The sequence below is a fragment of the Nocardia bhagyanarayanae genome (assembly GCF_006716565.1).
Classification (GTDB): Bacteria; Actinomycetota; Actinomycetes; order Mycobacteriales; family Mycobacteriaceae; genus Nocardia; species Nocardia bhagyanarayanae.
This window is the reverse complement of record NZ_VFPG01000002.1, coordinates 1112854-1133244: the sequence shown is the minus strand read 5'-3', so window position 1 is coordinate 1133244 and position 20391 is coordinate 1112854. Positions and strand designations below refer to the sequence as shown.

At 70.3% G+C, this 20391-nt stretch carries 19 protein-coding genes; 2 read left to right on the top strand and 17 right to left on the bottom strand.

Annotation, left to right across the window (positions count from 1 at the left end; all coding sequences use genetic code 11):
* Positions 1–530 precede the first annotated feature (530 nt).
* Together FB390_RS31905 and FB390_RS31900 are read right to left on the bottom strand one after the other, a co-directional pair.
* Positions 531–920: a cupredoxin domain-containing protein gene (locus tag FB390_RS31905; RefSeq protein ID WP_141812870.1), complete on the bottom strand. Its 390-nt coding sequence runs from the start codon at positions 918–920 to the stop codon at positions 531–533.
* Positions 917–1594 (bottom strand): phosphodiesterase, encoded by a 678-nt coding sequence (locus FB390_RS31900; RefSeq protein ID WP_141812869.1) that lies wholly within the window; start codon positions 1592–1594, stop codon positions 917–919. The genes FB390_RS31905 and FB390_RS31900 overlap by 4 nt, the downstream gene beginning before the upstream one ends.
* A gap of 107 nt (positions 1595–1701) precedes the next feature.
* Here FB390_RS31900 and FB390_RS31895 point away from each other — a divergent pair, with 107 nt between their 5' ends.
* On the top strand, positions 1702–2166 hold the full coding sequence (locus FB390_RS31895) for a hypothetical protein (protein WP_141812868.1): 465 nt from the start codon (positions 1702–1704) through the stop codon (positions 2164–2166).
* A 49-nt stretch (positions 2167–2215) separates the two neighbouring features.
* Here FB390_RS31895 and FB390_RS31890 read toward each other — a convergent pair whose 3' ends face one another.
* The 14 genes from FB390_RS31890 to FB390_RS31825 form a co-directional block, all read right to left on the bottom strand.
* Positions 2216–2800, bottom strand: a complete 585-nt coding sequence (locus tag FB390_RS31890) for a hemerythrin domain-containing protein (RefSeq protein ID WP_141812867.1) — start codon at positions 2798–2800, stop codon at positions 2216–2218.
* Positions 2801–2834: 34 nt separating this feature from the next.
* A complete protein-coding gene (locus tag FB390_RS31885; RefSeq protein ID WP_141812866.1) occupies positions 2835–3725 on the bottom strand; it encodes a manganese catalase family protein in 891 nt (296 codons plus the stop codon).
* Positions 3726–3899: 174 nt separating this feature from the next.
* Positions 3900–4613 (bottom strand): DUF8020 domain-containing protein, encoded by a 714-nt coding sequence (locus FB390_RS31880; RefSeq protein WP_141812865.1) that lies wholly within the window; start codon positions 4611–4613, stop codon positions 3900–3902.
* A gap of 59 nt (positions 4614–4672) precedes the next feature.
* Positions 4673–5437: an HpcH/HpaI aldolase family protein gene (locus FB390_RS31875; protein WP_141812864.1), complete on the bottom strand. Its 765-nt coding sequence runs from the start codon at positions 5435–5437 to the stop codon at positions 4673–4675.
* On the bottom strand, positions 5437–6660 hold the full coding sequence (locus FB390_RS31870) for a type III PLP-dependent enzyme (protein ID WP_141812863.1): 1224 nt from the start codon (positions 6658–6660) through the stop codon (positions 5437–5439). Before FB390_RS31870 ends, FB390_RS31875 begins: the two co-directional genes overlap by 1 nt.
* Positions 6657–8438 (bottom strand): IucA/IucC family protein, encoded by a 1782-nt coding sequence (locus tag FB390_RS31865; protein ID WP_141812862.1) that lies wholly within the window; start codon positions 8436–8438, stop codon positions 6657–6659. The genes FB390_RS31870 and FB390_RS31865 overlap by 4 nt, the downstream gene beginning before the upstream one ends.
* A gap of 4 nt (positions 8439–8442) precedes the next feature.
* Complete coding sequence (locus FB390_RS31860; RefSeq protein WP_221639443.1) at positions 8443–9639, bottom strand: MFS transporter; 1197 nt, start codon at positions 9637–9639, stop codon at positions 8443–8445.
* Complete coding sequence (locus FB390_RS31855; RefSeq protein ID WP_221639442.1) at positions 9636–11420, bottom strand: IucA/IucC family protein; 1785 nt, start codon at positions 11418–11420, stop codon at positions 9636–9638. Before FB390_RS31855 ends, FB390_RS31860 begins: the two co-directional genes overlap by 4 nt.
* Positions 11417–12607, bottom strand: coding sequence for an ATP-grasp domain-containing protein (locus FB390_RS31850; RefSeq protein ID WP_141812861.1), 1191 nt, complete (start codon positions 12605–12607; stop codon positions 11417–11419). Before FB390_RS31850 ends, FB390_RS31855 begins: the two co-directional genes overlap by 4 nt.
* A 97-nt stretch (positions 12608–12704) precedes the next feature.
* Positions 12705–13724, bottom strand: a complete 1020-nt coding sequence (locus FB390_RS31845) for an ABC transporter substrate-binding protein (protein ID WP_141812860.1) — start codon at positions 13722–13724, stop codon at positions 12705–12707.
* Between the two features lie 70 nt (positions 13725–13794).
* A complete protein-coding gene (locus FB390_RS31840; RefSeq protein ID WP_425465933.1) occupies positions 13795–14619 on the bottom strand; it encodes an ABC transporter ATP-binding protein in 825 nt (274 codons plus the stop codon).
* A complete protein-coding gene (locus FB390_RS31835; RefSeq protein ID WP_141812859.1) occupies positions 14616–15659 on the bottom strand; it encodes a FecCD family ABC transporter permease in 1044 nt (347 codons plus the stop codon). The genes FB390_RS31840 and FB390_RS31835 overlap by 4 nt, the downstream gene beginning before the upstream one ends.
* Positions 15659–16675 carry a FecCD family ABC transporter permease gene (locus FB390_RS31830; RefSeq protein WP_246124505.1) on the bottom strand — a complete coding sequence of 339 codons (1017 nt, stop codon included), beginning with the start codon at positions 16673–16675 and terminating at the stop codon, positions 15659–15661. The genes FB390_RS31835 and FB390_RS31830 overlap by 1 nt, the downstream gene beginning before the upstream one ends.
* A 580-nt stretch (positions 16676–17255) precedes the next feature.
* Positions 17256–19142, bottom strand: a complete 1887-nt coding sequence (locus tag FB390_RS31825) for a cutinase family protein (protein ID WP_141812858.1) — start codon at positions 19140–19142, stop codon at positions 17256–17258.
* Positions 19143–19378: 236 nt separating this feature from the next.
* Here FB390_RS31825 and FB390_RS31820 point away from each other — a divergent pair, with 236 nt between their 5' ends.
* A complete protein-coding gene (locus tag FB390_RS31820; RefSeq protein WP_141812857.1) occupies positions 19379–19849 on the top strand; it encodes an RskA family anti-sigma factor in 471 nt (156 codons plus the stop codon).
* Positions 19850–19911: 62 nt separating this feature from the next.
* Here the strand turns inward: FB390_RS31820 and FB390_RS31815 are convergent, their stop codons facing one another.
* Complete coding sequence (locus FB390_RS31815) at positions 19912–20352, bottom strand: hypothetical protein (protein WP_141812856.1); 441 nt, start codon at positions 20350–20352, stop codon at positions 19912–19914.
* Positions 20353–20391: the final 39 nt, after the last annotated feature.

Sequence of the window (20391 nt, the reverse complement as noted above, 5' to 3'; positions counted from 1 at the left end):
CCGGTCCAGCCGACTTCCGTGGCTCGGCCCGGCGTCTCACCGATCGTGCCGATCCGGCTGCGGGCGATGCTCGAGACCCCAGTATCGGTATCGATGAAATTCGTTGCGGTAGAAGTGATCTTGCCCCCGTAGCCCTCTGGTGTGTGTGGGCTCGCATGTATCTGTTCGCGCGCTACTCGGTGCCGTCGCGCTGGGCGTCGGCTCGTCCTTCGCGTCGGTCCGGCCGGTTTCCGCGGCACCCGCCGCGCACATGGTCGGCGAGGCGCCGCTCGGCGAGGCCGCTGGCCGGTACGGCCGTGGCCGTCTACCTGTCGGCCGGCTCCGGCCTACCTGGCGCGATCGACCGCGGACTGCCCTTCCGCCCGTCGAGGCCATCGCGAACGCGTGCACCGCGGCGTTCACGGGTCGGCTCGAACAGCTCGAGATTCCCGCGGTGCACGTGGAGCGACCGACCGGGTCGCACACCTGAGTTGTTCGGGAAGGACCTGCACGAGTCGTGGCCGCACCTGGCCCGCGCGATCGGCGGGTGACTACTGCCGCACGCTGAGCCACCCGTCCATCAGCCCGTGGTACCGGCAATAGAACGGATGCGAGCCGATCTCGGCGGGCGCTGGAAAGGTGACGGACTGCCCCGGATCGATGTCGTGGTCGAACAATCCGGGCCGCTTGCTGGTGATGCTGTGCTCCACCAGATCGTTGTTCACCACCGTGATGTCCGCGTTGGGGGTGATCGGCGGCGTTCGCGTGTAGGCCAGATCCTGGATCGTGATGGTGACGGCGGGGATCGGCGGCGGGCCTGGCGGTGGACTGGCCGCGGCGGGGTCCTCGGTGGAATCGCCGCCGCACGCCGCGGCCAACGCGATCAGCGGCAGCACCGCGGCCAGCCGGGTCGGTCGACCGACCCGGCGCACCGCATTCACGGCTGTTCGCCGCGACCGCTGCGGCTGCCGACGTACGCGAGTTCGCGCACCCGTCCGATCACCTCGGGCAGGATGCGTACCTCGTCGGGATGGTTGGTCATCGGGTCGAAGAAGTCGGTGCGGTAGTCACCGGGGTCGGCCGGATGCAGCGTGACCTCGGCGAGCCTGCGCTCCGGCTTGCCCATCTCGCTCGCCGAGAGGACGAAGGTGGCGGGCTCCGCGCGCAGATGGTCGGCCAAGGCGTCGAGCGACGGAGTCTCCGGCTGGTCGCCATCGGGTTCGGCGAAGATCCAGGTCGCCGCGGAGTCGCCGAGCCGGTAGGGCATCAGGCAGCCGTACCTGGCCGTGCGCCAGCTGCGCGCGGGGGTGATCACGAAGCGGCTCAGCGAACCGGTGCCGGTGGTCGCCAGCGCGAAGTCCCACGGATGGTCGTCGCGATCGAGTACCCGCAACGCCAGGCCCAGCACGTCCGGCAGTCCGGCCGGGGTGCCGATGCCCTTGGACAACCTCGCGAGCACCGCCCGCTCCCCCGTCCCGAACAAGTACTCGTATCCGGGTTCGGCGTGCAGCCGCCCGGACAGGCGCAGCCCGTTCGGATGAAAGACCCGAGCGTGGCGCAACTTCGCCACTCCGGAGAAAACACCGCGCACGGCATCCGCTGCGAGATCGGTCATCGCGACTCCTTCGATCGGGACGGTCGACAACCACCGACTGCCCCGCCGCGCGGACAATAAACCGGGCCCGATGTGGCGGGAGCGTTCTCGTGGGTACTCCACTGGCGATGACTATCACACCCCAGTCCCGCAAGGCGGTGAGCACGATGACATCGACCCAAGCACTCCGACCGGCCACCGAGACGGTCAGCGTGCGGGTACCTGCCCGACCCATCGGATTGACGATGCTGCGCACGACCGTGGAATCGACCGCGGTGGTCGCCTACTCCGACGCCGACGGCGCGGCCGAACTCGGGCTGATCGTCGAGGAGGTCGCGCGCGGACTCGTCGACTCCGCCACCGACGACTCGATGCTCGACTGCACCCTCTCCTGCGCCGACGACATGGCGCGGGTGCGGCTGTCCGCGACCACCCGATCGGAACTGCACCGGGATCGCTACGCCGTCGGCTGGCAGATCGTCGACGCGCTGACCAAGGACACCCGGGTCACCCGCTCCCACTTCGACCACGCCAGGCACGGCTACCCGACCGAGGTCGATTTCGATTGGCAGCCGCGGGTTTCGGCCGCCTGACCGTGGCCGCCCGCGCACGGACGGCCACGGTGCGAGCTCTGAGCGCTCGTCACGGCGCGGGCGGATCAGGCGGCCGGTGCGACCTCCTTCCGGTGACCAGGTCGCGGGCCTTGTCCAAGACGGCGGCCGCCAGCCCCGCGGTCTTCTGCGCGCCGGAGCGGGATGGCGTAGCCGGATGCGGACGCGTCGGCGCCGTCTTCTTGGCCGTCGCCATCTTCTCGCCGAGGCCTTCCAGCTCCTGTGGGCTCTGGGCCTGACCGAACCGCGGCCACACCTGATTCTGTTCGAACTCGATGTGCTCACGCAGCGCCCGGATGAATTCGGTCAGCGCCCCCTCGAAATCCGGGGTCCCGACTTCGGAGTCATCGATCCGCTGCAACAGCCGCTTGCCCGATTCCTCTTGGGCCAGGGCTCGGTCGGCCAGCTCGTCGCCGTCGGGCAGTGCGCGCCGCACGGCGGGCCAGAAGAACTGCTCTTCCACGGCCTCGTGCTGGGAAGCGGCGATCACCAGGCTCGTCGCCAAGTGATCGCGAGCGGCCAACTCGGCCTCGCCGTTGCCGCGACCACGTTCGAGCGACTCGATCATGCCGAGCACGCTCTCATGGTCGGCCCGCAGAAAGGTCAATGCGTCCATGGGCTTCACCCCTCAGTGGTCGCCCGACTCGTGCTCACGCCGGGGTGTGTTGTTCGTGGGTGAAGGGCTTGCTGCCTTGCACGGCGGGGCTGCCCTCCGGATTCATGTCCGCGCCGTGGTTCTCCCGCTCGCCGGTGCCCAGCCAGTCGGAGGCCGGATTCTCGATGTAGCGCCACTCCATCCCCTCCGGCCATGGTCCCTGTCCCTCGTTCCACGGGCCGCGGGCACTGGCCGAACCGTTGGACATGTTGAACGCCACGTTCTGGAAGCGGTCGTCGCCGGGCAACGCGCCGGGAGGGAAGTTGACCGGCAGCTCGTTCAGTGCCGCGGTGAACTGCTGGAAATGCGCGACCTCGCGGCTCATCAGGAACGACAGGGTGTCCTGGACGCCGGGGTCGTCGGTGAACTGCTTGAGGTACTCGTAGACGATCTTGGCGCGCGACTCCGCCCCGAGGTTGCTTCGCAAGTCGACGGACGGTTCGCCCTCGGAGTTCACATACGCGCCCGTCCACGGCACACCCGCGGAGTTGCCCACATCGGGGCCGCCGCCGCGCAGCGCGAAGAACAACGGGTCGGCGGCGACCTGGTGCACGGCCTGCTCGCGCCCGTCGGAGCTGGCGATCACCGGCATCCAGTCGCAGCGTTCGTTGGCCTGCTTCAGATCGTCGTTCAGCCCGTCCAGCAGCATGGTGATCATCGAGCCGACGATCTCGAGGTGACTGAACTCCTCGGTCGCGATGTCCATGAAAAGGTCGTACATCTTCGGGTGCTTCCTGCGCAGCACGAACGCCTGGCTGAAGTACTGCATCGCGGCCTTCAGCTCGCCGTTCGCCCCGCCGAACTGTTCCTGCAACAGGGTCGCGAACCGCGGATCCGGCCGGTCCACACGCACCTCGAACTGGAGATCTTTGTTGTGAATGAACATCTCTCTCCTCGATGGTCGTGAAGTGGCAAACACCGATGGGTGCCGCCTACCCACGGTCCCCATCGCGAAACCAGACGATCGGATCGGTCCGCGCACCGCGAGCCCGGATGGTGGCGCGCCAGAAGGCGTGCGATTGGCCCGCGTCCCATCTCCGGGATGGGACGCGGGCGGCGATCACTTCGCCGGGGCGGGCGGCATCGGGGAATTGATGGTGGTGAAGTACTGCGCGGCGGCCAGGATGGCGACGGGCGCGGTCACCAGCAGCTGACCGGTGACGGTCCCCAGTGCGCCGATGGCGATGATTCCGCCGAGGCAACCGACGGCCGCGGCCGGGATGAACGGCCCGAACATGCCGACGATGGTGGCGGCCGCGACCGTCGCTCCCGCGATGCCGCCCAGGACGCATCCGACGCCCGCGCCGGTGAGCCCGCCGACCAGGGTGCCGATGGTGGCGCCCATGCCGATGGTGCTCGTCATCCGGCTCCACGCCGCCTGCTCGCGCTCGTATTCGCTCTTCCAGGGCGCCTTGTCCTCGTACGGCAGCGCCACCGGCTTGTACACCGCGTGTTCGAGGTCGAACCGCGGCGTCAGGGTCGCGGTGCGATCCTTGATGTCGGCGGCGATGGGGAACACGAAATCATCGACGCGGAAAGACAATTCGGTTCCCGCGAGCACGACGCCGTTGTCCGCCTTGATCTTGAAGACGCCGTCCTCGACGGTCATCGACCCGGCGTCGGTCGAGATGATCGTCGACGTCTCGGTCACGGAGGACTGGTACCCCACCGCGTCGGTGTCGGCGGCCGCGGTGCCGGTGCCCGCGACCACGCCGAGGGCAACACTCAGCAGTGCGGCCCCGAGCGGGCCGCGAAGTGCCTTCTTCTTCCTCATCATGGGTTTCCTTTCTCGGAAGTTCCATCTGTCGTGTCGATGGAATGGACTCGCGGCGGTCAGCCGCGAAGTTCGGCGAGGCCGCGGCGCAGCGCGGCCGCGGCCAGGTCGACGGCGTCACCGCAGACGAAGGCGCGCACATCGGCGGCGCGCCATTGCGCGTACCGCTGCGACGTGCGAGCCATCGCGCAGTACGGCACACCGTGTTCGGCACAGGCGGCGCGCAGCCGATCCAGCGCGTCGCGCACCCGGACATCGCCGAGTTGCCAAGGGACGCCGAAGGATTGCGAGAGATCCGCCGGACCGGGCAGCACCATGTCGACGCCGCCGCCGGAGAGGATCCGGTCGATGTCGGCCACGCCCTCGGCGTCCTCGATCAGCGCGACGAGCATGATCTCGTCGTTGGCGCGGCGCAGGTGTTCGACCGGGTCGTAGCGGCCGAAACCGGACGATCGGCCGCTACCGAGGGACCGCTTGCCCAGCGGCGCGTAGTACAGGGCATCGATCGCCGCCGACACATCGGCGCGCGAGCGGACATGCGGTACGACGATCCCCATCGCACCGGCGTCCAACGCCCGCAGACCCGTGGCGAAGTCGCCTTTCGCGATTCGCACGAAGGGCGTGAGACCGCACGCTTCGGCGGCCCGGATCGCGTGGATCAATTCGCGTCCGCCGAGGAGCGTGTGCTCGGTGTCCAGCACGACGAAGTCGTATCCGCCGTGGGCGATCATCTCGACGAACTCGGGCGCGGGCGCGGTGCAGAAGAGGCCGTGCACGAGATCGCCGCGAGCGAGTTTCCGCTTGACTTCGTTGGCGCGCAACATCACTCACCACCCCCCTCGGCCGTTCGCGCCCCGCGCAGGAAGTGGAAGCTGGGGGCCGGGTGCATGAGGAAGTCGCGGTGCGAGATGTTCCATGCGTAGGCGCCCGCCAGATCGAAGGCGATGCGGTCGCCCGTGCGCAGCGTGCTGACCGGCACGTCTTGGGCGAGAACGTCTTTCGGTGTGCACAGCTGACCGGTGACGGTGACCCGCTCCGTGGTCGTCGCCGCGCGCGGCCAGGGATACGGCCAGTGCTCGGTCGGCACGATCGAGCACGGTTGGTCGTGTCCTTTGGCGGCGGGCGTGCGCAGGTGATGCGTGCCGCCGCGCACGATCGCGAATTCGGCGCGATGGCTCGGCTTCACGTCCAGCACCTCGGTGACGTACCACCCGCTGTAGGCCGTCAGCGCCCGGCCGGGCTCGATACGCAGCCGAAGCCCGGGGCGCGCGTCGGCGATCCGGTCCAGACCCGCACCGTAAGCGGCCCAGTCGAAACGGCGGTCGGGCGCGGTGTAGTCGACGTTCATGCCGCCGCCGACATTGACTTCGGCGAGTTCCGCGCCGTGCCGCGCAGCGAGACCGATCGACCAGTCCACGATCGATTCCGCCACCGCGACCAGATCGGCGGCCTCGAGCCCGCTGGCCAGGTGCGCGTGCACGCCGTGCCAGCGCAGCCCGGGAAAACTCCCGCGCGCGAGGGCGGCCGCCGCGAGCTCGGCCTGCCCAGGATCGAGGCCGAACGGTGTCGGGCGGCCGCCCATGGCCAGCGCGCTGCCGCTGAGTGTTCGGTCGGCCAGTGGCAGGTTCACCCGCAGCAGGACGCCGATCGGCTCGTCCGGTGTGGAAAGCGCGGCGAGACGGCGCAATTCGCCGATGCTCTCGACGTGCACGCGGTGCACGCCGTGTGCGAACGCGGCGGCGAGTTCGTCCGGGCTCTTGCCAGGTCCGCCGAAGGCCAAGGGCCGATTCGGCACCGTCGCGGCGACGTGGGCGAGCTCGCCGCCCGAGGAGACCTCGTAGCCGTCGACGAGATCGGCGAGCGCACGCAAGATCTCCGGCTCCGGATTCGCCTTGGCCGCGTAGTACAGCTCGACGCTGTCCGGCAGCGCCGCCCGGATCGCGGCGGCGTGTGCCCGCAGTGCGCCCAGATCGTAGATGTAGGCGGGAAGTTCGGCGGCGTCGAGGGTTTCGACGCACTCCCGGACCGGTGCGGAAAGACCACTCATGCCCGCGCCTCGCCGACGCTCGGCTCCGGGATGCGCGAAGCAATCCGGCTGCTCGCGGCGCGGGTCACGCCGAGCAGCGTGAAGGGTGAGGGAAGCCGGACGTAGCCGGCGTCCCGATCCGCTTTGCGTTCCCATCGGGTAAGCAGGTTGGCCTTGGCGGGCAGCGGAACCCCCGCGAGCAGGGCAGCGAGGCGTGGCGGGCAGCCGTGCTCCTCGGCGTACGCGGTCAACTCCGCGTGGACCGCGGCCCACAGCTCGGCCTCCCGGTCGGGATGCGAATCGGCCAGCGCGGCGAGCATTTCGGCCACGTGGTTCACGATCAGGCAGTACACGACCCGGTCCCAGCCACGCTCGTCGTCGTAGGTCATCCGCGCCGCCACCTCGGGCAGCAGACCGGCCAGCGCCGCGGCGTGCGAGTCCGGCAGCAGCTTGGTGCCTTCCAGGTCGCGCAGCAGCACCCGCGTCGGCAGCCCCGCCTCGTCGACGACGACCAGCACGTTCTGCAAATGCGGTTCGAACACGACCCCGTGGTCGAAATAAGCGGCGAGCACAGGTGGTATCAGCAGCCGGAGATAGGCGCGCCACCAGCGCATCGCCGCGACGGAATCGGCGTCGGCGAGCAATCGGGAGATCTGCGCCGGGCTGCTCGGATACTCGTCGGCGACGGCCGCCGCGAGCAGCGCGGTGGCGCCGGGAGCCAGCCGCGTCGCCAGCCCTTCGCGGACGATCACACCGAATCCCTCCAGCAGTGCTCGGTCGGCGGTGCCGTCGGGTCCGGGCAGCGCAAGGCTGCGGTAAGCGGGCTCGCGGAGCACGGCGCAGCCGGGAAAACGGGTCTCCAGTTCCGCGAGGATCGGCGCGAGGATACGCGTGAGCGCCACCGCGCCGGACAACTCGTAGGCGGCGTTCTTGCGCAGGCAGTTGGTGATGCGCACGTTCAGGCTGAACTTGAGGAACGTCTCGCCGTCGTAGAGGGTGCGCACCGACGCGGTGGCCGCGAACCGGTGATCGCCGACGCCGAGGTCCAGGATGTCGCCGCGCTCCATCGCGTGCCGCAGCGCGGGAAGGTCGCGCAGCATGCGGTATTGCCACGGATGCGCGGGCAGCAGGCGGTAGCCCGCGGGCACGTCCGGGTGCAGCCGGTCCAGGGCGTGCGTCGCCGCCGGATCCGCGGACTCCTCGGCCACGAGGTGCGCGCGGACGCCGAGCATCCGCAGGCCGAACTCGGCGCCGTGCTCCGGAGCGTACTGCGCCCACGAATCGTGGGAAGCGCTGCGCGCCTTGGGCGTCGGATGGAAGCGGTGGCCGAACACCAGCGCGCGCTCGGAATCCAGGTAGTCCCGCGCGGCCGTGCCGATCGCCGCCCGGCTCGCCTGCGTCGTGAGGATCGTCCGATGGCTCGACGCGACCTGGTCCACGAACTCCTCGTTGCGCACGCCGGTGCGCAGGGTGAGTTCGTCGTGGGTGTGCTCGGCGAGCCGACGCCAGCCGACCGGCTGCCACTCGCCCGCCCGCAGCTCCTCGACCGGACCGGCGAAGCGGTGCGCGCCGAACAACGAGGTTCGGCGGAGCCGGACGCGCAGCAGCACGCCGCGACGGGGCAGACGAAGCAACAGGTGGTCGCCCGCGACGGTGGCTTGCTGTTCGGGTCCGGACAGTTCGCGCAGCAGGCAGTTCAGCAACGTGTGCGCGGTCGCCGTATCGGCGTGTGGCAGGCTGTCCGCTTCGGCGGTCGCCCGCGGCGGTGTCGACTCGATTGTGTTGGTGGACAGAGACATAGGACTACTCCCCGCGGGTGAGTGGCGATCGGCGGACCGAGACGGACAAGACGACGAGCAGGGCGGTGACACCGCCGACGAGCGCCGGTGCGGCGGGCCCGAATGCGGCATTGGCCGCGGTCGCGGCGAGCCCGGCGGCGACCGCGCCGGCTTTGGCGAAGAATTCGAGCGAACCGAACAGCCCGCCCGGCGCCCGGTCGCGGGCGCAGTCGGCGGCGAGTATGTTGCGGCCGACCAAGCCGAGGGTGAGCCCGATACCGAGCAGCAGCCGCGCGGCGACGAGTTCGATCAGTGAATCCGCCACCGCGTGCGCGGCCAGACCCACTGCGAGACAACCGAAGCCGAGCACGATCGGCCGACCCGCCGCGCGGCATCGATGTTGCACGGGCAGCGAGATCACCAGGTAGACGAGATGGGGCAGGGCGAACAAGCCACCGGCGGCCAGCGGCGAGAGGCCGGGTAGCCGATCACCGACCAACGCGATGAGGTACGGGAACGAGATCACGGTCGTGAAGACGAACACGAACTCCACCGCGAACAAGCGGCGCAGCGCCGCGCGAGCCGAATCTTCCAGCGGGCGCGCACCGGTCGCCGACCCCGTTTCCCGTGCGGAGTCGGGCTCGGGAAGCCACGCCAAGATCAGCGCCGCGGCCAGCGGCAGCACCGCGAGCACCAGGTATTGCCGGTGCGGAGTGAGCCACGGCGACAACAGTCCGACGGCGATCGGCGCGCAGACCAAGGCCGCCCTGGCACTGCCCTGCAAGACGGTGAGCGCCCGCGCCAAGGCCGAACCGTGCAGTGTCCCACCGAGATAGCCGTTGGACGCGGCGAATGTTCCGCCCAGCACGCCTTGTAACACCAGTGCCGCGGTGAACATCGGTATCGAGTCGGCCGTTCCCGCGACGACGAAGGCGATCGCGAGACCGAGTTGCGCGCGCAGCAGCAGCCTTTTGCGACCGAACCGGTCGGCAAGCCGACCCCACAGCGGAGCGCCGAGACCACCGAAGACCGTCGGCACCACATAGAGGACACCCGCCCAGCGGGCGGTGGGATCGCCGAGCTCGGGGAGGATCTCGGTCAGATACGGCGGCAGGCCGAGCGCGGCGAACGAGGCGACGAAATACGAGCCCGCGACGGCGTAGACGCGCCGGTCCGTCCCGGAGGCAACGGGTTTCGCGGCTCGCTCCAGCGTCGCGCTCACCGCGCTCCCCCGCTCACGCGCAGGTAGTTCGGCCCGCGGACATAGTGTTTGTTGATGTCGGTCGCGCCGCTGCGTTCCTTGTCGAACAGCGTTCCAGCACTGACCATCGCCTTCACCGGCAGGTTCTCCGCCTCCAGCACGTGCGCGCGCAACCGGGCGGCGGGCTCGGGATCCAGCTGGTCGATCGCCTGGGCGAGCCGGTCCCGTACCAGCCCCACCAACGCGGAGCGCGTGCCGTATCCGAGCGCGGCGAGCTCGAACGCGTACGCGGCCGCGCACAGGTGCACCGTGATGGTGGTGAACAGGTCGGTCAGCGGTCGGTCGTCGGCGACGTTGACACGCGGATCGGCGAAGATGGCGGGCTCGGCGCCGAGCCGGTCGCGCAGCCGCGCGGTGTGGACGCGTGGTGTGTCGTTGTCCTTGAACAGCAGCCGCAGCCGCGCGGGACCGGAAGGCAGGCTGTCGAGCACCAGCGAGACGTTCTGCTGATGCGACTCCAAGGCGATGCCGTACTCGAACAACGTTGTCTGCCAGTCGAACAGCAGCGTGAGCCACGCGTGGAAGAGCGCCGTCGCGTCGCCGTCGTAGAACGCGTCGGCGAGGTGGTCGAGCACCCGGCGGCCGTCGTGCGCCCTGGCCAGCAGCGCGGCCATCGGTACCACCACCGAATCGCGCAGCTCCGCGGGCATGCCGCGACGCAGAACGGCGAGCAGTTCGTGCCCGGCGTGGGCGTAGGTGCTCTCGTCGGCGAGCAGAATCGTGTCGCGGAAACGGGATTCGCGCGCGAGCACGGTGCTCAGGATGCGGTGGGTCAGCGCGCCGTCGGCCAAGGTCCGCGATTTGACGGTGCGCACATTCCGCCGCCCGAGCGTGGCGGTGGCCAGCGGGAGCTTGAGGTGCTCACCGAAGTCCCCGGTGAGCGCCACCGTCCGCATGGACAGCGTCGGCGTGACGTCCAGATACGCCGAATCCGCCAGCGCGCAGTCGTTTTCGATGCCGATGTCACGCAGCGCCTCGTGCAGTGAAGCGCCGACGGTGAGCGGATGCACCGGCAGCATCAGATGGTCGTGCGACGAGTGCGGCAATCCCAGCTGACACGGCGTCGGCCAGTACGCGGGAAAGTCGACACCGCCGCCGACGGTCACCGCAGACCGCGGCACGGCCAGCCAGCGCAACGCGAATCGCGGGTGGAACTCCGGCGCGAACGCGCGAAGCTGGGCGTCGCTCAGCTCGGCGCGGGCGCGCGAGGTCGGATAGACCGGGTGGTCGTGCCGGGCGGCGAGCGTGTCGAATGCCAGTGCCGCGGGCCCGGTCCACCGGTCGAGCCGATCGCCGTGGTGGGCGATCAGCAACGCGGCGCTGCGGCCGCGGGTGGCGTCGTGCAGTCGCGTCGCGGCGACCGCCTGTGCGCATTCCTCGGTGAACGCGCTGAAGCCCGGCCGGTCCCGCGGATCGGCGAAAGCGGCGAGAGCCGTGAGGATCTCCGCCGTGGTGCGCAGTTCGCGGCCGTCGGACTCGCGCAGCAGCAATGGCAGTCGCGGGGCGTCGTCACACAGGAAGCCGTCCTCGGTCACCGGAAGCAGCAGTGCCTCGTGGTCCACGGCGTTCGTCAGACGCAGCCAGCGGCCGTCGGCGCGGCGCACGGTGACGCTCCTGCTGCGCAGGCCGATGACGTCCTCGCGCAGCATCGTCGCGAGAATCCTTGTGACCATGCGCGTTTCGGGCCGGTCCGGGCCCTCCACACGGTGGGTCGCCAACGGCACGGTGGATGTCGACGTCACGGGAGCACCTCCCAGCGCTGCGCCGCCAGGAACGACTCCGCGACGCGGGCGACGGCATCGCTGTCGGTGCCCGCCGCGCGCAGCACGCCCACGTAGTCGCGGTTGGTGTGCCGCAGGTCGTGTCGCGCACCGATCGCGCGCAGCGGCCGGTAGGCGAGGCGAACGCCGTCGACCACGGCGTCGAGGGATTCCGGCGCCGCCGTGAGGGTTCCGGATCCCGGCGCGCAGATGTGATCGATGCGGGCGGCGCCGTCGGTGCGCGCGCCGAGATCGTCGGGCAGCGGCTCCCCGAGGTGGGTTCGGAGGATGTGCTCGAACAACGGGATGCCGAGCAGCTGGGCGAGCAGCAGATCGCACTGATCGCCGATCGCGCGATAGTTCACCTCGATCAGCCGGGCACGTTCCTGGTCGACGACGAATTCCGTATGGCACGAACCGAACCCGACGCCCAACGCGTCGAGCTGGGACAGCACCTGCGCGACGACCGGCTCCGGATGCGCGTGAACGAAGGTGTGCCGGAGTTCGATGAAGTGCGGCGGCGGCGACAAGGTGGTCCGGAATCCACCGAGCACATGCCTGCGCCTGCCGTCCCCCAGGGTTTCCAGCGTGTGCAGTTCACCGGGCAGGTACTCCTCCACGATGAGCGTGGCCTCGGGTCGCCGCAGCCGGATCTCCGCGCACCGCGCCAGCAGCTCCGCGCGCCCGCCGGCCAGCACGACATCCTCGCTGGCCACGCCCTCGGCGGGTTTGACCACACACGGGAACGGAATGTCGATCTCGGCCAGTGGCGCGAGTTCGTCACCGGCCCGCAGTTCCCGCGACCAGACCGTGTCGAGCCCGGCCGCGGCCAAGAAGCGGCGCATCTCGACTTTGTTCTTCACGCGCAGCGTGGCGCGCCAATCCTTGTGTGGCAGACCGAAATACGCGGCAGCGAGGGCGGTCTGGGTCTGGAGGTGATCGCTGTTGGAGAAGACGGCGTCGGGTGCGTGCGCGCCGGAGATGGCCGTGACGATGGCGGGCAGACTGCGGACATCGCAGTCGAGCGCGCGGATGTCCGGATGCCTGCGCCGGTGCGCCTCGGGTTGGTCGGTGAGAACGGTGACGTCGAGGCCGAGCGCGGCGGCCGCGGGAAGGAAGCCTTCCGACACCGAGTCGGTCGGGTTGTGTGCGAGCAGATACAACTGCACGGGTGAGCCCTTTCCTGCCGAAGGGGGGGACGCGGGAGGCGTGCGGGTCGCGAGTGAGCGCGGAGCGGTGCCCAATCACCGCTCCGCGCGACCGCGGTCACTTGCCGGGCAGCCCCACTCCGGTCGCCGTAGCGACATCGGCGAGCATTCGGTCGGCTGCCTGAACACCGATTCCCGACATCCAGGTCTCGTCCGGAACCTCGAAAACCTTGCCGCTCTTGACCGCCGCGAGGTCCTGCCAGACCCGGCCCGCCGTGACGGCGTTCTTCTCGGTCTTGCCGGGATCGTCGATCGTCGCGACGAAGATCAGGTGAGCATCGGCCTGGTCGATCTGCTCCGGGCTGACCTCTTTCATGATCTTCTTCGGATCCGTGGAGAGCTGCGATGCCGGACGCGGCAGCCCGATGTCGGCGAGCACGACGCCGCTGAACGAGTTGCTCTGATACAGCCGCGTCGGTCCCGCGAGAAAGCGAACGACCGAGACGGTCGGCAGCACACCGTTGTTCGCGGACGCGATCGCGGCGCCGAGCGCGCGGGCGCGGTCCTCGTACTCGCGCAGCGCCTGGGCGGCTTGTTGTTCGAGGCCGAGCGCCTTACCGTGCACGGCGAGGTTCGCCTTCCACGGACCGCCGGTCGTCTCGGTGAACACCGTCGGGGCGATGCCGCTGAGTTTGTCGTAGATCTTCTCGTGGCGGACCTTCGAGGAGAGGATCAGATCGGGGCGCAGCGAGGCGATGCGTTCCAGGTTCGGCTCCAGCAGCGGGCCGACGTCGGTGACGCCGTCCACCTTGCCCGCCAGGTACTCCGGGAAACCGCCCCTGGTCTTCGTGTGCGGCACCACCGCTCCGACGGGCCGGATGCCGAGCAGGGTGACCGAGTCGAGTTCCGCGGTGTCCAGTACGACGATCCGGGAAGGCACCCGCGGGATCGTGACCTGCCCCATCACGGTGTCGACCGTGCGCGGGAAGGCGGCCGGGTCGGCGCCGGTCACCTGCGCCGATTCTGTTGTGCCGGAACCGTTTCCACACGCGACGAGCGCGGTGGCTGCCAGTCCCGCCGTGACGGCGGCGATGGCGATCCGGCCGAATCCGCGCAGGCGGAATCGTCCTGTGGACATGAGTGATCCTCAACTTTCCTAGATGAAGCGACACCACCCCGAACGGGTGCTGTCGTGCGTCCGCCGGCCCTCAGGCTCGAACGGCGACGTGGTCCCCCCGGCCGGTATGTCGGCCGCCGCGAGCCCTGGGAACGACCAGGGGCGTACCGGTTTCGGGATCGGGGACGACGCGGCAGTCGACGCCGAAGACGGTGCGCACCAGGTCGGCGTCGAGTACTTCCTCGGGTGCGCCCGCGGCGGCCAGTCGCCCGTCGTGCAGCACGACGAGGTGGTCGGCATAGCGAGCGGCCTGGCCGAGATCGTGCAGCACCATCACCACGGTGCGGCCTTCGTGCGCGTGCAGATCGGCGACCAGGTCGAGGACGTCGAGCTGGTGGCGCAGGTCGAGAAAGGTCGTCGGCTCGTCGAGCAGCAGCAGGCCGGTGTCCTGGGCGAGGGCCAGCGCGATCCAGACGCGCTGGCGCTGACCGCCGGAGAGGTTATCGACCTGGCGGTCGCGCAAGTCGTCGGTTCCGGTGCGGCGCAGCGCGTTCTCCACCGCCGCTTGGTCGTCCGCCGACCACGGCCGCAGCAGCCGCTGGTGCGGATGACGGCCGAGCCGCACGAGCGCCTCGACGGTGATGGCCTCCGGCGTGATCGGTTGCTGCGGAAGCAAACCCAGCTTCACGGCCAGCGCACGGGCGGACATCCGATGCACATCCGCGCCGTCGAGGGTGACGATTCCGCGGGAGGGCCGCAGCAGGCGGGTCAGTCCGCGCAGCAGAGTCGACTTGCCGCAGGCGTTGGGTCCGACGATCGCCGTGACCGCGCCGCCCGGCAATGTCAGATTCATCCCGTCGACCACGACCCGGTCGCCGTAGTGCAGGCGAAGGTCCTTCGCCTCGAGCTCGTTCACGCGTTCCTCCGGTGAGCCGGGCCGCTCTCGCGCAGCATCAGGATCAACAGCCACGGTGCGCCGACCGTCGCGGTGACGACGCCGACCGGCAGCCCCTCGATCGGCAGCAGGTGCTGGGCCGTCAGGTCGCAGCCGACCAGCAGCGTCGCACCGGCCAGACCGGTCGCGGCCAGCGTCGCGGCCGTCGGCGGTCCGGCCAGCATGCGCACCAGGTGCGGCACCGCCAGCGCCACGAACGACACCGGTCCGGCCAGCGCGGCGGCCAGCGAAGCCAACGCGACGGTTGTCAGCAGCAGCCGCAGCCGCGCCGCGGAGACGGCGACACCGAGGGTGGCGGCGGACTCGTCGCCGAGGTCGAGCACGGCCAAGGTCCGGTGCTGCACCGCCAAGGCGATCAGCACCAACGCGCAGGCGATCACCGCACCGCGCACTTCCGGCCAGGTGCGGCCGTAGAGCGAACCCGCCGTCCACTGCATCGCCGCTCCGGCGAGCTCTTTCGGAAAGCGCACGACCACCAGATTCACCGCCGCCGCCAAGCCCGCCTGCACCGCGAGGCCGACCAGCACCAGACGCAGCACCGGCAGCCCCGAGCGCCAGCCGAGCACCCCGAGCAGGATCGCGGCGAACAGTCCGCCGCCCAGCGCGCCGAGCGGAATCGAGGTCTGTCCCGCGCCCGCCGCCAGCACCAGCACCGCGCCGAGGGACGCGCCCCCGGTCACGCCCATGACATCCGGCGAGGCCAACGGGTTGCGGAAGAGCCGTTGCAGCACCGCACCCGCGATGGCCAGACCGGCGCCTGCGATCAGTCCGGCGACGAGCCGCGGCGCGCGGAACTCCTGGACGACGTACACCTCCCCCGGATCGCCGATACCGAAGGCAGCCCGCAGTGCCGACGGAACCGGCATCCGCACCTCGCCGGAGGCGATCGCCAGAATCGCCAACAGGACGAGGGCGACAGCGCATACCGCGATCAGCCCGGCCGCGCGACGTCGTTGCCGGATCAAGGGCGTCACCCTCGGCGTCGTCGTTTCCACCACCATCAGCGCACCTCCCGCGTGCGAGCGAGCAGGGCGAGCAGCGGCGCGCCGAGAAAGGCGGTGACGATACCGACCTCCACCTCGGACGGACGGGCGACGAGGCGGCCGAGAATGTCCGCGGCAAGCAACAGCAGTGGTCCCGCGATCAGACAGCTGGGGAGCAAGAGCCGGTGGGAGTTGCCGACCAGCGGACGCACCAGATGCGGCGCCGCCAAGCCGATGAAGGCGATCGGCCCCGACACCGCGACCGCCGAACCGGCAAGCAGCACAACGGCACACGCTCCGGCCAGCCGGATCCGGGCGACCGGCGCGCCGAGCGATTTCGCCGCCTCGTCGCCGAGCGCGAGGGTGTCGAGCGCGGGCGCGATCGCGGCCCCGATCAGCAGACCGATCACCATCGCCGGCGCGACCGGGGCGAGGGCGGCGAGATCGCGCTGGGCGATCGAGCCCGCCAACCAGAACCGCGCCTCGTCCAGCGTGCGCTCGCTGAACACCAGTACCGCCGAGGTCCACGAGACGAGCACCAATTGCAGGACGGTGCCGCCGAGCACCAGCCGGACCGGGTCCAAGTCGCCGGCGCGCCGCCCGAGCGCCATGGTGAAAGCCGCAGCGGCCGCGCCGCCCGCGAAGGCGAACCAGACGAACTGCACCGGCCGGTCGAGACCCAGCGCGAAGATCGCTGTCACGACCGCCAGCCCGGCGCCCGCGTTGATGCCGAGGGTGGTCGGCGAAGCGAGCGGGTTGCGCGTGACTCCCTGCACGATCGCTCCCGCGAGCCCGAGAGCCGCCCCCACCGCGATGCCGACCAGCGTGCGCGGGAGTCGCATATCGATGATCACCAGCGCGTCGCGGCTCTGCGCGGCGCCGAGCAAAGCCTCGATCACCGTCGCCACGGGTACCGAGCGCGCGCCGAACGCGAGACTCAGCACGATGCACAGCAGCAATCCCGCAATCCCGGCGCAGAACACCGGAATCCGGCGCCGTCGCGGGGCGGTTCGCCTCATCTCGGTCGTGGTCACGGGGCGGAAGCATAGGTTAGCTATACCTAAGTTTGTCAACGACTTCGTGCTGGTCGAGCGACCGGAAAGATCCGGCTCGATAACGTTTCAGACCTGTGGAAACCAATGCTTCGCACCGCCGGGGAAGAGTCCCACCGGGCCGCTCAGCGGCGACCTCGGAGGCTGGGCGGCGGGACCGCGACCATGCCCGGCTAACCGCTTCGAAGGCATGCCGCGCCGACTTCCCCACGCCGAGTACCGGCGCCGGATCAGAGCCGTAGCCAACAAGCGGTTACCGATGAATTGCCCTCTCCGCCAATAGCCTTCACAGCAAACTCCCAGGTTCGTCGATTTGCCCGGATTCGCCGACGCCCGAAGCTTGCCCACCATCCCGGCCCGGCATGCGCGCGTGTGCCGGCCGACGGACGGAGGACGCTACCCAGGCATCAGAAACGAACATCCTTCACTTGGTGCCGTCGCGCGGGAATTCTTCGCCGAAGTCGGATCGCGGCACGAACATCTCGACGCCGCGGGCTGTGAGAACCATCTCCGAAGGTTTAGACGCTCCACGGTGCGGATCGCCCCACTCCGGACGCGTCCCTCACCCGGCGCGGGCGCGGTCGAGGAACCACCGCGCCAGCCAGTCGACGGCGGTGCTGCCGTCGGCGTCGATGACGTAGTGGCCGTAGCCCTGGTGCGCGCCCGAGGTGACGAAAGCCGTGGCGCTCAACGCTTCCGATATCAGTCGCAGCACGGCGTCCGGTCCCTGTCCACCGACCGCGCCGAGCACGTCGCGGGTGAGCCTGCGCAGTTCCGCGCCCGCGGCGCCGCCGAGGTCGTCCGCGGCCAGCGTCACGAAGCCGAACAGCGTCGGGAGCACGGCGTGCACCCGTGCCGCGATGTCGAGCGGCGCCGCGCCGGACCGCGCCGCCTGGACGACGTCCCACAGATCGTCCTGCAACAGGGTCGCCTGACCGACTAGCGCGGGCGCGTCGATCTCCGCGAGCGCGCGCACCAACTGCGCCGCGAGGTGGACCGCGCCGCTGTCGTCCGGGATCAGGCCGAGCAGCCGCGACACCTCGCGCAGGTCGTCGCCCACCGTCCGCAGCAGCGGTGCGAACGCCGAATTGAGCTGCGCGACGATGTCGTACAGTTCGCGCACGGCGGCGGTGAAGTCGACACCGTTCGCGATCATGGCGGCAAGACGGGTCAGCGCTTCGCCCACGGCGGGCAGCCGCGCCGCGAAATGGACGGTGTCGGCCGCCACCGAGGCGATCCGCCCGATAAGCACCGAGGGCCACAGCTCGGCGAGCACTCGCCACGCCTCGCGCAACGCCTGCTCGGGTTCGATACGCAGCAGCTCGAGCAGTGGCGCGGTCGCGTCGGCGACGACAGCGACGGCGTGGCCCGTCGCGGTGCCGGGCTCCCGGTCGGGCTCCGCGAGCGCGTCGAGCACGTCCAGCGCGACGCCGATATCGGATCGGGCCACCCCGTCCAGAATGGCCGCCGCCAGCCGCTCCGGCGCCGCACCATTGGCGAGTTCGTCTCGCGCCGTGGGATGTTCGTCCATCCAGCCCGCCAGTTCGCGCAGCGGGCGCAGCGTCGCGACCAACCCGCCCGCCGTGGCCGCCAGCCGCGCGGTCGCGCGCGCCCCCGCCGCGCCGTATCCGCCGAGCCGGTCGATCGCGGCGGGCAACTCGGCCAGTCGCACGTCGCCGAAGTCGGAGGCGAGCAGGCTGTTGAGCGCGGCGGTGTTCGAGTCGTTCGCGGCCGCTTGGTCGGCGTCGGTCGGCTGGGCGAGCAGCCGACCGAGGGACGCGAGCAGCGGATGGGTCGCCGCGTCGGTCGAGCAGTACCTGTCCTTGGTCGCGCAGATCTGGGCCGTCACCGCGGAGACCGCGCAGAACCCGCTCGGCCGCGGCCCGGCGATGCCCGGTCCGGGAACGGGCGGGCCGACCAGGGTCGCGCCGCCGGTGCCCTGGCGCGGATCGGCGATCAAGCCGACCGCGAGCACGCGGTCCGCGGTGACCGGACCGTCGGTGCAGCCGATCGTCGCGGCCACGTCGCCCATCGCGTCGGCGCCCTGGCTGTATCCGGCGAGGACGAATCTCGTTGCGGGACAGTCGCGTCCGAAGTCACCGATAGCGCGCGTCGCCGCTTCGACGCCGGTCGCCTTGCTGTCGCCGTAGGGCATGCGATCGAAAGCCGCGGCTTCGTAGGCCGGAAACCGGAAGGCGAACGCCTCGCCCAATTCCGCCGACAGCGCGGTGGCGAGCGGCGCGAGCATGCCGACCGGCGCCGACTCGTCCGCCCACGGATTCGTCTCCCAGGTCCCGGGCAGGAAGACCCCCGCGACCGCCGGGCAGCCCGCCTCCGCACGCGCGAGGACCGCGCCGGGCGCGATCACGGTGACCAACGCGATCACCGCGGAGATCAGCAGAACCGGCACCCGAATCCTGGAGACGGCGGAACGATCGGATCGATTCACCTGAGCACCTCCTGCCCGCTCCGGCCCGGGCCGAGTCCCGATCAACGCCAACTCATTTCACCAGCGACTGCCACACCCACGAGGTGAAACGCGAAAATTTCACACAGTGGCCGAAGAAACCCCCCGTCGAAACCAATCCGCGCGCCGGACCTGACCGAAGTCCTTTCTATCAATCAGACCGTGGCCGGCTCGGCGCGCGACGACGGCAGAGCATGCCCGACAGGAAGTGACATCCGATGAGCACCCCAGAACAGCCCGAGGCGGACCTGCTCGAGCTGGCCTACCCCTACGCGATGCACGCCGTCACCGAGATCGAGCGCAAACTCATCGAGCGGCGACGCGCGGCCGCCGACCGGGCGTGGGCCGCAGAGTTCGACGCGATGGTCGGCGAGACGCGAGAGACATTGGCCGCGTTGAGCATTCTCGATGCGCTGCCCCCGCCCGCCGGTCTGGAAGACCGGTTGATGCGAGCGCTCGACGACGCCGTATCGCGCAGGCAGACCCGGAGGCTGTCGCGCAAGAACCGGCTCGCAGCCGCGATGGCGGTGCTGGTCGCCATCGCGGCGGGCGTCGTCGCCGCCACTCATCGCGGGCGATACCGGCGCGCGCCGCTTCCTACGACCGATGTCTTGGCGGCCACCGTTCAGCAGCCGCGCGGCACCGAGCCGTCGATACCGACGCCGCCGGCGCGGACGCGTCTCCCCTGATTCCCTCCGAGACCCGGCGGGTACCGAGGCGGGGCGCCGGAGCACCCCGCCTCGCGCGACGATCAGCCAGCCGACCCCGTCGGCTCCTGCCGCGGGCTGTTGTCGACCACGGCACTGCGGTGCTCGACGAGCACCGGATGGGTGATCTTCACCTGCGGCGGGCCCATGGTGGGCGGCGGGTAGATGTACCCCGGACCGTCCGGGTTCAAGACCGGCGGCTGTTGCTGCAACTGGCCCGGAATCGTCTTGGTCGGGCATCCGATCCGAAGGTCGGTCGTGGCCTGCGGCCGCGCGTACGTCACGACCGTGATCTGGCCGACTCCGTCCGAGCACGTCACCACGGACTCCACCCGGTAGGTGTCGTCGGTGTCGTTGCGACAGCTGTACCCCTCGCACGAGAGGCCGGGCGCGAGCTCCCGCGCGACCGCTTGCGGCGCGAGTATCCCGGCCGCCGCCATGACGACGGACGCGACGCCGAGGCCGAACGTCAATCTTTGACGCATCAGTGAATCACTCCTATCGAAGCCCCGACCTGACGGCCA

What these genes read in the sequence shown, in the direction of transcription:
- FB390_RS31870 (WP_141812863.1), bottom strand. Translation starts at nt 6,660, where the DNA reads ATGAGTGGTCTTTCCGCACCGGTCCGGGAGTGCGTCGAAACCCTCGAC.
- FB390_RS31820 (WP_141812857.1), top strand. Translation starts at nt 19,379, where the DNA reads ATGAGCACCCCAGAACAGCCCGAGGCGGACCTGCTCGAGCTGGCCTAC.
- FB390_RS31815 (WP_141812856.1), bottom strand. Translation starts at nt 20,352, where the DNA reads ATGCGTCAAAGATTGACGTTCGGCCTCGGCGTCGCGTCCGTCGTCATG.
- FB390_RS31880 (WP_141812865.1), bottom strand. Translation starts at nt 4,613, where the DNA reads ATGAGGAAGAAGAAGGCACTTCGCGGCCCGCTCGGGGCCGCACTGCTG.
- FB390_RS31885 (WP_141812866.1), bottom strand. Translation starts at nt 3,725, where the DNA reads ATGTTCATTCACAACAAAGATCTCCAGTTCGAGGTGCGTGTGGACCGG.
- FB390_RS31900 (WP_141812869.1), bottom strand. Translation starts at nt 1,594, where the DNA reads ATGACCGATCTCGCAGCGGATGCCGTGCGCGGTGTTTTCTCCGGAGTG.
- FB390_RS31890 (WP_141812867.1), bottom strand. Translation starts at nt 2,800, where the DNA reads ATGGACGCATTGACCTTTCTGCGGGCCGACCATGAGAGCGTGCTCGGC.
- FB390_RS31845 (WP_141812860.1), bottom strand. Translation starts at nt 13,724, where the DNA reads ATGTCCACAGGACGATTCCGCCTGCGCGGATTCGGCCGGATCGCCATC.
- FB390_RS31835 (WP_141812859.1), bottom strand. Translation starts at nt 15,659, where the DNA reads ATGGTGGTGGAAACGACGACGCCGAGGGTGACGCCCTTGATCCGGCAA.
- FB390_RS31875 (WP_141812864.1), bottom strand. Translation starts at nt 5,437, where the DNA reads ATGTTGCGCGCCAACGAAGTCAAGCGGAAACTCGCTCGCGGCGATCTC.
- FB390_RS31865 (WP_141812862.1), bottom strand. Translation starts at nt 8,438, where the DNA reads ATGTCTCTGTCCACCAACACAATCGAGTCGACACCGCCGCGGGCGACC.
- FB390_RS31895 (WP_141812868.1), top strand. Translation starts at nt 1,702, where the DNA reads ATGACTATCACACCCCAGTCCCGCAAGGCGGTGAGCACGATGACATCG.